The organism is Anaeromyxobacter sp. SG66, from assembly GCF_022690805.1.
Classification (GTDB): domain Bacteria; phylum Myxococcota; class Myxococcia; order Myxococcales; family Anaeromyxobacteraceae; genus Anaeromyxobacter; species Anaeromyxobacter soli.
Genome location: NZ_JALCZC010000132.1, coordinates 1 through 10,282, shown reverse-complemented (window position 1 = coordinate 10,282; position 10,282 = coordinate 1). Strand labels below are relative to the sequence as shown.

At 76.2% G+C, this 10,282-nt stretch carries 2 protein-coding genes; both read left to right on the top strand.

What is annotated here, in order from left to right; genetic code table 11:
* Nucleotides 1–111 precede the first annotated feature (111 nt).
* Nucleotides 112–9,135: a tetratricopeptide repeat protein gene (locus MNZ39_RS21470; RefSeq protein ID WP_242341145.1), complete on the top strand. Its 9,024-nt coding sequence runs from the start codon at nt 112–114 to the stop codon at nt 9,133–9,135.
* Nucleotides 9,136–9,192: 57 nt separating this feature from the next.
* A partial coding sequence (locus MNZ39_RS21465) for a GYF domain-containing protein (protein ID WP_242341144.1) occupies nt 9,193–10,282 on the top strand: 1,090 nt, incomplete at its 3' end.

Sequence of the window (10,282 nt, the reverse complement as noted above, 5' to 3'; positions counted from 1 at the left end):
GAGGCCGAGGCGCGCTTCGCCGCCGACCCCGCCGCCCGGGCCGCCGCCTGGCGCGCCGCCGCGCGGGTCCACGACCAGGAGCTGCACCAGGTCTCGCTCGCGTTCCTCGCGATGGCCGAGGCGGTGCGCGCCGCGCCCGCAGACGCCGCGCACCGCGCCGAGCTCCGGCGCCTCGCCGCAGAGGCGCAGGAGCAGGAGGCGTGCGCCCGCGTGTACGACGCGATCGGCGAGAGCGCGCCGCCGGAGCTGCGCGCCGCGATCTTCCGCGAGCGCGCGGAGCTCGCCGACGGCCGCAAGGACCCGGACCGCGCCGCCGAGGGGTGGAGCCGCCTCCTCGCCGCCGCGCCCGGCGATCGCGAGGCCCTCTCCGCCCTGCGCCGCCTGCACCGCTCGCGCGAGCGGTGGGGCGAGCTCGCCGACGTCTGCGCCGAGATCGCGCGCCGCGCCACCGACCCCGCGGCGCGGGAGGACGCGCTGCGCGAGGAGGCCGCCGTCGCCGAGGGCAAGCTCGGCGACCCGGATCGCGCCGCGGCCGCCTGGAGCGGCGTGGCCGCCCTCGCCCCCGAGGACGCGGAGGCGGGCGCAGCGCTGGAGCGGCTGCACGAGCGGCTCGACCGGCCCGCGGACCTCGCCGCCGCGCTGGAGCGGCGCCTCGCGCGCGGCTTCGATCCGGAGGCCGCCGCGCGCCTCGCCGAGCTCCGCCGCACGCGCCTCGACGATCCGGCGGGGGCGCTCGAGCTGCACGGCGAGCTCCTCCGCCGCGATCCGGCCCGGATCGCCTCGCGCGACGCGATCGTCGCGCTCGCGGCGACGCCGGGCGAGGTCGGCCGGGACGCGCTCGACCTCGCGGACGCCGCGCTCACGCAGGCCGGCGAGCACGCCCAGCGCATCGCTGCGCGCGAGGGGCGCCTCGCGGCGATCCAGGATCCCGCCGAGCGCGCCGGGCTCCTCGCCGAGATCCGCGCCGTGATGGAGCGCGATCTCGGCGAGCCCGCGATGGCCTTCGTGGCGGCCTGCCGCGCCTTCTCCGAGGGCGGCGGCGCGCGCGCGGGGGTCGCGGAGGACCTCGAGCGGCTCGCCCGCGCGACGGGGAACGAGGACGCGCTGTGCGACGTGTGGGAGGAGGCCGCCCGGTCGGAGGCTCCGGACGAGGGGCTCGCCCTGCGCCGGAAGGCCGCGCGCCTGCGCACCGAGCACGGCGGCGGCGCCCCGGCGATCCAGGCGTGGCGGGGGGTGCTCGAGTCCGTCACCGACGACGCGGAGGCGCTCGAGGCCCTCGAGGCGCTCTACGCAGCGGCGCGCTCCGCGTCCGAGCTCCTGGAGCTCGCCCGGCGGCGCGCGGCGCTCGCCGAGGGGCCCGAGCGCGCCGAGCACCTGCTCCACGCAGCGCGCGTGGCCGAGGAGCTCGGGGATCCGGCCGCGGCGCGCCCCGCGTCCGAGCACCTGGAGCGCGCCCGGCGGCGCGCGGCGCTCGCCGAGGGGCCCGAGCGCGCCGAGCACCTGCTCCACGCGGCGCGCGTGGCCGAGGAGCTCGGGGATCCGGCCGCGGCGCTCGAGGCGTACCGCGCCGCCCGGGCCGAGGCGCCCGCGGACGTCGCGGCGCTGGAGGGGCTCGAGCGGCTCCTGCCGCGGGGCGACGCGGAGTGGCTCGAGGTGGTCGCCGCCCTCGCGCACGGCGCCGCCGGGGATCCCGGGCGGCGGGTGCCGCTGCTCCTGAAGCGCGCCGCGGCCCTGGAGGCCGGCGCCGACGCGCGCCCCGCCATCGAGGCGTACGCCGACGTGCTCGCCGAGCGGCCGCGCGATCCGGGCGCGGTCGCCGGGCTCGAGCGGCTCCTCGCGCGGCCGGACGCGCGCGGCGACGCGGCGCGCGTGCTCGAGGACGTGCACCGCGCAGCCGGCGACGCGCGGAAGCTGGCGGCGCTCCTCGAGGTGCGGCTCGAGACGTCGGACGACGCCGAGCGGGTGCCGCTCCTCGCCGAGATCGCGGCGCTCCAGGAGCGGCTCGGGGACCGCGGGCGCGCCTTCGGCGCGAAGCTGCGAGAGCTGCAGGGCGCGTTGAGGCGGGGCGCGGACGCGCCCGGTGCCCGCGCCGAGCTCGAGCGGCTCGCCGCGGCGACGGGCGCCTGGGAGGAGCTCGCCGGCGCGTTCGAGGACGCGCTCGGCACGCCGGGGCTCTCCCCGCAGGTCTCGCTCGAGCTCGAGCGGCGCCTCGCGGTGATCTCCGCGGATCGGCTCGGCCGGCCCGACGCCGCGGCGCGCTGGTACGAGAAGATCGCGGAGGTCGCGCCGAGCGCCGAGGTGCTGGGCGCGCTCGCGCGCGTTTACCGGAAGCTCGGCGCGCACCGCGAGCTGGCGCGGACGCTCGGGCGGCTCGCCGACGTCGCTCCGGCCGCGGTCGCACGCAAGGAACTCCTGCTCGAGGTGGCGAAGATCATGGCTGAGCAGCTCTCCGACCGGGACGGCGCGGTCGCCGCTTACCGGAAGATCCTGTCGGTCGATCCCGAGGACCCGAACGCCCTGCGCCTGCTCGGAAAGCTGCTCGGCGCCGCCGAGAAGTGGGACGAGCTCGCCACCGTGCTCTCGCGCGAGGTCGCCGTCGCCGACCGGCAGCCGAACCTGGTCGCCGAGGCCGCCGAGCTGCGCTACCGGCTCGGGCGGATCCGCCACCAGCGGCTCTCGGACGCGGACGGCGCGCTCGACTGCTACCGCGCGGTGCTCGAGAAGGTGCCGCGCCACCCCGCCGCGCTCGCCGCGCTCGAGGACCTCGCCCGCGGGAGCGGGCCCGCCGCGGTCGAGGCGGCGATGCTCCTCGAGCCGATCTTCGCGGCCGAGGGCGAGCACGCGAAGGTGATCGAGGTGCTGGAGGCGCGCGCGGCCCACCAGACCGAGCCCGCCGCCCGCGCGGCGCTCCTGCGCCGGGTCGCCGCCGTGTACGGCGGTCAGCTCAAGAACTCGGAGATGGCGTTCCTCGCCGCGAGCCGGGCCCTCGCCGCCGACCCCGACGCGCTCGAGTCGCTCGAGCTCGCCGCGCGGCACGCGGAGGCGGCCGGCCTCGAGGACGAGCTCGGGGCGCTGCTCCAGGAGCACGCCGATCGCGCGCTCGACCCCGCCGCGCGCGCCGAGTACCAGCGGCGCATCGCGCGGCTCGCGAACGACGATCCGCGCCGCGCTGCAGAGGCCTGGCAGCGGCTGCTCGACCTCGCGCCGGACGACCGGGAGGCGACCGCGGGGCTCGTCGCCGCCCTCCGCGAGGGGGGAGAGCCCGAGGCGCTGGCGCAGGCGCTGCGGCGCGCGATCGCGCAAGAGGAGTCGCCCGACGGCCTCGCCGCGCTCCTCGCCGAGCTCGCCGCCGTGCAGGACGAGCGGCTCGGCGACCTCGCCGGCGCGATCCAGAGCCTGCGCCGGCTGCTGGACGTCGCCCCGCACGACCGGGACGCGCTCGCGCGCATGGACCGGCTCTGCGTCCGGACCGAGCGCTGGGTGGACCTCGGCGAGGTGCTCGCGCGCGAGATCGACGCCGCGGCCGCCGCCGGCGACGACGCGGCGCTCGTGCCGCTGCGCCAGCGGCTCGCCGAGCTGAAGGAGACGCGCCTCGTGGACCGGGAGGGCGCGCTCTCCCTCTACGAGGAGGTGCTCGCGGCCCGCCCGGATCACCCGGAGGCGATCGCCCGGCTGGAGGGGATGCTCCAGAAGGATCCTGCGAACGCGCGCGCGGCGACCATCCTCGAGGGGGTGTACGGCCGCGGCGGCGACTCCGCCAAGCAGGCCGCGGTGCTCGAGCTGCGCGCCGCGGAGCGGCCGGACCCGCTCGAGCGCAAGGCGCTCTACGTGCAGCTCGCGGAGCTCCGCGAGCGGCAGCTCGGCGACCCGCAGCTCGCGTTCCTGGCGCTCTGCAAGGCGTTCCGCGAGGACCCTGCCGACGGTGCGCTGCGCGCCCGCATGGACGCGCTCGCCGAGACGAGCGGGCACGACGAGGAGCTCGCGGCGATCTACGAGGACGAGCTCGACCGGCTCCCGCCGGTGGAGACGGCCCAGGTCGCCCTCCGGCTCGGCGCGCTCTACGAGGAGAAGCTCGCCGAGCCCTCCCGCGCGGCGGGCTTCTACCGGAAGGCGGTCGCGCTCGACGAGAGCTCCGCGGCGCAGGCGCTGCCCGCCCTCGAGCGGCTCTTCCAGCGGCTCGAGCAGTGGGAGGACCTCGCCGACGTGCTCGCGCAGCGCGCCCACGTCGCGCAGGGGGCGGACCGGGTGCAGACCCTGTTCCGGCTCGGCCAGCTGTGCGAGGAGCGGCTCGCCGCGCCGGACCGCGCCGCCGAGGCCTACGAGGCCGCGGCCGCGGCCGACCCGCGCCACGTCGCCTCGCTCCGCGCCCTCGAGGAGCTCTACGAGGCGGCCGGCCGGCGCGAGGACCTCTTCCGGAACCTCGCCGCGCAGCGGGTGGCGCCCGGCGACGCCGCGGCGCGCGAGCGCGTGCTCGCCAAGATGGCCGCGCTGGCGGCCGACCTCGGCCACCTCGACGAGTCGGTCGCGCTCTGGAAGGAGCTCCTCGCCGCGCGGCCGCGCCACGACGGCGCGCTCGCCGCGCTCGAGGACCTCTACGAGCGGCTCGAGCGCTGGCAGGACCTCGCCCAGCACCTGCGCCTGCGCGTGCAGGCCACCGTGGACCGGCGGGAGATCGCCCGGCTGAACGACAAGCTCGGGGCGATCCTCGGCTCGCGCCTCGGCGACCTCGCGCAGGCGACCCAGTCGTACAAGGCGGTGCTCGACTCGGATCCGAAGAACCGCCGGGCGCTCGAGGCGCTGCGCGACATCCACGCGGCGCAGGGCGACGTGGAGGCGCTCGCAGGCGTCTACCGCCGCCTCGTGCCGGTGCAGGAGGACGCGGCGGGCGTGAAGCGCGTGCGCCTCGAGCTCGCCGAGGTGCTGCTCCGCGCCGGCAACAAGCGCGAGGCCATCGAGCAGGCGAAGCTCGCGTTCGACATCGAGCCGCACGGGGCCGACGAGCTGGTGCGGATCGAGGAGGTGTTCCGGGCGGCCGGCGCAGCCGCCGAGGGCGTGCGGGCGGCGGAGGCCCGCGCGGCGCTCCTCGCCGCGCAGGGCGGGCCCGCCGAGGCGATCCCGGCCTGGCTGGCGGTGGCCGAGCTCTGGAAGCAGCAGCGTCGCCCGGACGCCGCCGCCTCGGCGCTCGACAAGGTGCTCGAGCTCGACCCGGCCAACCGGACCGCCTACGACGCGCTGCGCGCCATCCACCAGGCGGCCGGCAACTGGCGCGCGTTCACGCGGGCCTGCGACGTCTTCGCCCCCAACGTGGTCGATCCCGCCGAGAAGGTCGCGCTCCTGAAGGAGGTCGCGGGCGTCCACGAGAAGAAGCTCGGCCAGAAGGAGATGGCCTTCCTCTCCTGGTGCCGCGCGCTCGGGGAGGCGCCCGGCGACGCCGAGGCGCTCGAGGCGGCGGAGCGGCTCGCCGACGAGACCGAGGCGCACGAGGAGCTCGCCGGGGTGCTCGAGCAGGTCTCCGAGGAGGCGCGCGGGATCGTGCGCGCGCGGCTCATGCTCCGGCTCGGCAAGCTGCGCGACGAGCGGCTCGACGACCTGGAGGGCGCGGAGGCCGCCTTCCGCCGCGCGCTGGAGGCGGATCCGGCGAGCCCGGAGGCCCTCGAGGCGCTCACCGAGCTCTTCAAGCGGCGCGGCCGCGTGCGCGACCTCGTCATCACCCTCGAGCAGAAGCTCGAGGCGGCGGCGGGGCTCGAGGAGAAGAAGGCGACCCTGCTCGAGGTCGCGAAGATCTACGACGGCGAGCTCGGCGACGTGGACGAGGCGGTGGGCGCGCTCCGGCGCGTCCTCGAGCTGGACGGCGCGGACGCGCTCGCGCTCGAGGCGCTCTCCGGCCTCTACCGGCGCGAGCAGCGCTGGGCGGACCTCGCGGGCGTGCTCTCCCGCGCGCGCGACCTCGCGCCGGACGACGCGCAGCGGATCGCGTTCCAGCTCCAGATCGCCGCGCTCTACGAGAACGAGATCGGCGACGACGAGGCGGCGGTCGAGGCGTACCGGACCGTCCTCGGGCTCGACGACCGGAGCGCGGGCGCGCTCGCCGGCCTCGAGCGGCTCTACACGAAGCTCGACCGCTTCGCCGAGCTGAACCGGGTCTACGAGCGGCAGATCGCGCTGGCCGAGGACCCGCGCGAGCGGGTGCGGATCCTCGCGAAGAGCGCGGGGATCCACGAGGAGAAGCTGCACGACCCGCGCGCCGCCATCGAGAAGGAGGAGGCCATCCTCCGCGTGGACGGCGGCAACCTCGCCGCCGTGAAGGGGCTCGAGCGGCTCTACCGCGACGAGGGGCTCTGGGACCGGCTCATCAGCGTCATGCAGCACCACCTGTCGCTCGTGACCGACCGGCGCGAGCAGGTCGCGCTCGAGGTCGCCATCGGCGAGGTGTGGTGGAAGGAGATGTCCCGCGTCGACCGCGCGGAGGCGATCTTCAACCACGCCCTGCAGCTCGACCCGGACTCGCGCGAGGCCGTCTCCGCGCTCGGCCGGCTGTACGAGCGGAGCGGCAACTGGAACCTGGCCCTCGACATGCTGCGCCGCGAGGCGCGCATCGCCGGCGGCGCCCGGGACGCGGTCGAGATCCACGTCCGCATCGGCGCCATCCACGAGGACATGCTCATGGACGCGGCCGGCGCGAAGGAGGCGTACGCGCGCGCGCTGCAGCTCGACCCGGGCTGCCTGCCCGCCCTCCGCGCGCTGAAGGGGATCGCCGAGCGCGAGCGGGATCGCGACCGGTTCCTGGAGATGCTCCTCGAGGAGGCCCGCTACACGCCGGACGCTGCGGAGAAGACCGGCCTCTACGCGTCGGCGGGCCGCATCTACCACGAGGAGCGCGACGACCGCGATCAGGCGGCGCGCTACTACGAGGAGGCGCTGAAGCGCACCGCGGGCTTCCCCGACGCGGCGCGGCCGCTCGCGGACATCTACGTCGCGCAGGCGCGCTGGCCGGACGCGGAGCGCGTGCTCGACGGGGTGGTCGAGGCGCTCGCGCTCGAGGGGGATCCGAAGGAGCTCTGCCGGCAGTCCTACCGCCAGGGCTACGTCGCCGAGAAGCTCGGCAAGCGCGACAAGGCGCTCGCGTGCTACCGCCGGGCCTACGAGCTCGACTCGACCTACCTGCCCGCGCTCGAGGGGCTCGGGAACCTGCTCGTCGCCGAGCAGCAGTGGGAGGAGGCGCTCCGGATCTTCACGACCGTGATCGTGCACCACCGCGACGCGCTCACCGATCTCGAGGTCGTCGAGACGCACTGGCAGATCGGCGAGATCGCCGGGAAGCTCGGGCAGACCGAGCGCGCCGCGAACGCCTACAAGAAGGCGCTCGAGATCGACGCGAACCACGAGCCGTCGCGCAAGAGCCTCGTCGCCGCCCTGGAGGCGATGGGCGACGTGGAGGGCGCGGTGGAGCAGCGGCAGCGGCTGCTGCCCCTCCTCGAGGGCCCGGCCAAGCTCGCGAACCTCGTCGCCATCGGCGAGGCCTGTCGCGACCGGCTCAAGGATCCCTACCAGGCGATCGACGCATTCCTCGCCGCCTCGAAGCTCGATCCCACCGCGCTCCCGGTGACCGAGGCGCTCCTCGGCCTCTACCGCGAGACGCGCCAGGGCCAGAAGTCCGCCGACGTGCTCGCGCAGATCATCGCCCGCCCGGAGGTCCAGGCCGATCCGGTCCGCGCGGCGCGGCTGCACGCCGCGCTCGCCGACGTCCTGCAGGACGAGGTGAAGGACGAGACCGCGGCGGTCGCGGAGCTCGAGAAGGCGCTCGATCGGAACCCGCGCCTCGTCCAGGCGTTCGCGAAGATCGAGGAGATCCTCACGAAGGGGAAGCGCTGGACCGACCTCGAGCAGGCGTACGTGCGGATGATCCAGCGGCTCCCGAAGACGCCCGACGTCGCGCAGGCGCGCGTCGCGCTGTGGCGGACGCTCGGCGATCTCTACCGCGACGTGCTCCGCAACGAGGACGGCGCCCGCACCGCCTACGGCGTCGTCGCGCGCTCGGACACGGAGGACGCGGCCGCGCTCGAGGCCTACGCCGATCTCGCCGCGAAGAAGCCCGGCGAGGAGGCCGGCGCGATCGCCGCCTACCGGCAGCTCGTGAAGCTCGGGGCGAAGCCGCAGAAGGCGGCCTCCGCGCTCGTCTCGCTCCACGCCGCCCGCAAGCAGTACGACCTCGCCTACGGCGCGGCGCAGGTGCGCGTCCACCTCCTGGGCGGCGCGAGCGGCGACGAGGTCCAGGTGGTCGGCCGCCTCAAGAAGTTCGCGCGCGATCAGGCGAGCCGGCCGCTCGACGACGCGCTCTGGGCGCTCCTCCTCCACGAGCGCGTGAAGGGGCCGCTCGCCGACATCATGACGCTGCTCGCGCTGCACGCCCGCGGGATGTTCGTCCAGCGCGAGAAGGACCTCGGGATCACGCCGAAGAAGGACGAGCTCGACGTGCGCGGCTCGATGCTCTTCTTCGCGAACATGTTCAAGTACGTGGAGCGCACCCTCGGCTTCGAGGGGCGGCTGCGGCTCTTCCGCAAGGACGACGTCCCGCAGCGGCTGCAGCTCGTGCCCACGGAGCCGGCGGGCCTCGTGGCCTCGGAGGACATGTTCCGGGAGCGGCCCAAGAAGGAGCTCTGGTTCGCGATCGCGAAGGCGATGGCGTTCGCGCGCCCGGAGCTCCTGCTCGCCCGGCTCATGCCGCACGACCAGCTCGACCTCGTCTTCCAGGCGGCCTGCTCGGTGGGGAGCTCCCGGTTCGTCGTCACGGCGGATCCGCACCTCGTCGAGAAGCTCAAGCGCGAGCTCGAGCGCACGCTGCCGGAGAACGTCACCAAGAACACCCTGAAGCTCCTCGCCCGGAGCTACTGCGACCTGCAGCACCCGGGCGACGTCCGGGCCTACCTCGACGGCGCGGAGCTGACCTCGAACCGGGTGGCCACGCTCGTGGCGGGCGACCTCGACGTGGTCCGCCGGGCGGTGGTCGCCGAGAAGCCCCAGGTTTCGAAGCTGAGGGAGGAGACGCGCCTCCGCGACCTCGCGGGGTTCTGCGTCTCCGAGGAGTACGGCACGCTCCGGGAGAAGCTCGGGGTGTCTTGCGTGGTGCCGGCGTGAGGTCCCGCTCCTTGACGCTGGACGCTACCCAAACCTAGGATCGACGCGGGCTTACCCATGAAATTCACCTGCGACAGCTGCAGCGCGCAGTACATGATCTCGGACGAGAAGGTCGGGCCGTCCGGGGTGAAGGTCCGTTGCAAGAAGTGCGGGACCGTCATCCACGTCCGCCGCCCCGCGGAGGAGCCCGCGGTCGCGCCCGCCGCGTCCGCCCCCATCCCCAGCGGCGGCCTCGACGTCGAGCTCGGCAACGCGTTCGACAACGCCTTCGGGGACGCGCCCGCGCGCAAGCCCGAGCCCGCGCCCGACCTCTCGGCCACGCAGGCGATGGGCGACGAGGACGCCGCACGCATCGCGGCGGCCCCGGCGCCCTCGACCGAGTGGTACGTCGCGATCGGGCAGGCGCAGGTCGGCCCGCTGCCGATCGCCGAGGTGAAGCGCAAGTGGGAGGGCGGCGACGTCGGCCCCGACTCGCTCGTGTGGCGTCCGGGGATGGGCGACTGGCAGCCGCTCTCCAGCGTCGCGGAGCTCGCGGCGCAGCTCGCGCCCGTGCCGCAGGGGAGGGGGTCCCGCCCCGTCGAGCCGCGCCCGGAGGCCTCGCGCGGCGACTTCGCCGCGCAGCCGGGGGCGGACGTCTCCTGGAAGCCGGTGGCGGCCTCCGCCCTGGCCGCCCTCGCGAGCGAGGAGATCGCCTCGAGCGGCGCGCCGGCGCAGAAGGCCGAGCCGAGGTCCCTCGGCGGCGTGAAGTCGCTCGTCGACGCGCTGCCGGAGGGCGGCGGGGTGGATCCGACCGGCGCGATCCCGCTCCCCATCAAGGGGCTCGAGAAGACCGAGGAGAAGAAGATCGAGCGCCGCTCGTCGGTGGCGCGCGGCGCCGAGGAGGCGCGCAGCCGCCGCAGCATCTCGCGCGCGGTCGGGGTCGGCGTGACCGCCGTGGCGCTCCTCGTCGCGGCCGGCGCTGCCGGCGTCGTCTGGTACACGAACAAGCAGCTCGAGCGCGTCCCGGCCGTCGCGGCCGTGCCCGCTCCCTCGCCTGCGCCCGCCCCTGCGAGCGCGCAGCCCGCCTCCGTGCAGCAGCAGGCGCCCGCACCGGCCGCCCCTGCGAGCGCCGGCGCGCCCGTCGCCCCTCCGCCGGGCGCGGTGGCGA

What these genes read in the sequence shown, in the direction of transcription:
- MNZ39_RS21470 (WP_242341145.1), top strand. Translation starts at nt 112, where the DNA reads ATGGCCGAGGCGGTGCGCGCCGCGCCCGCAGACGCCGCGCACCGCGCC.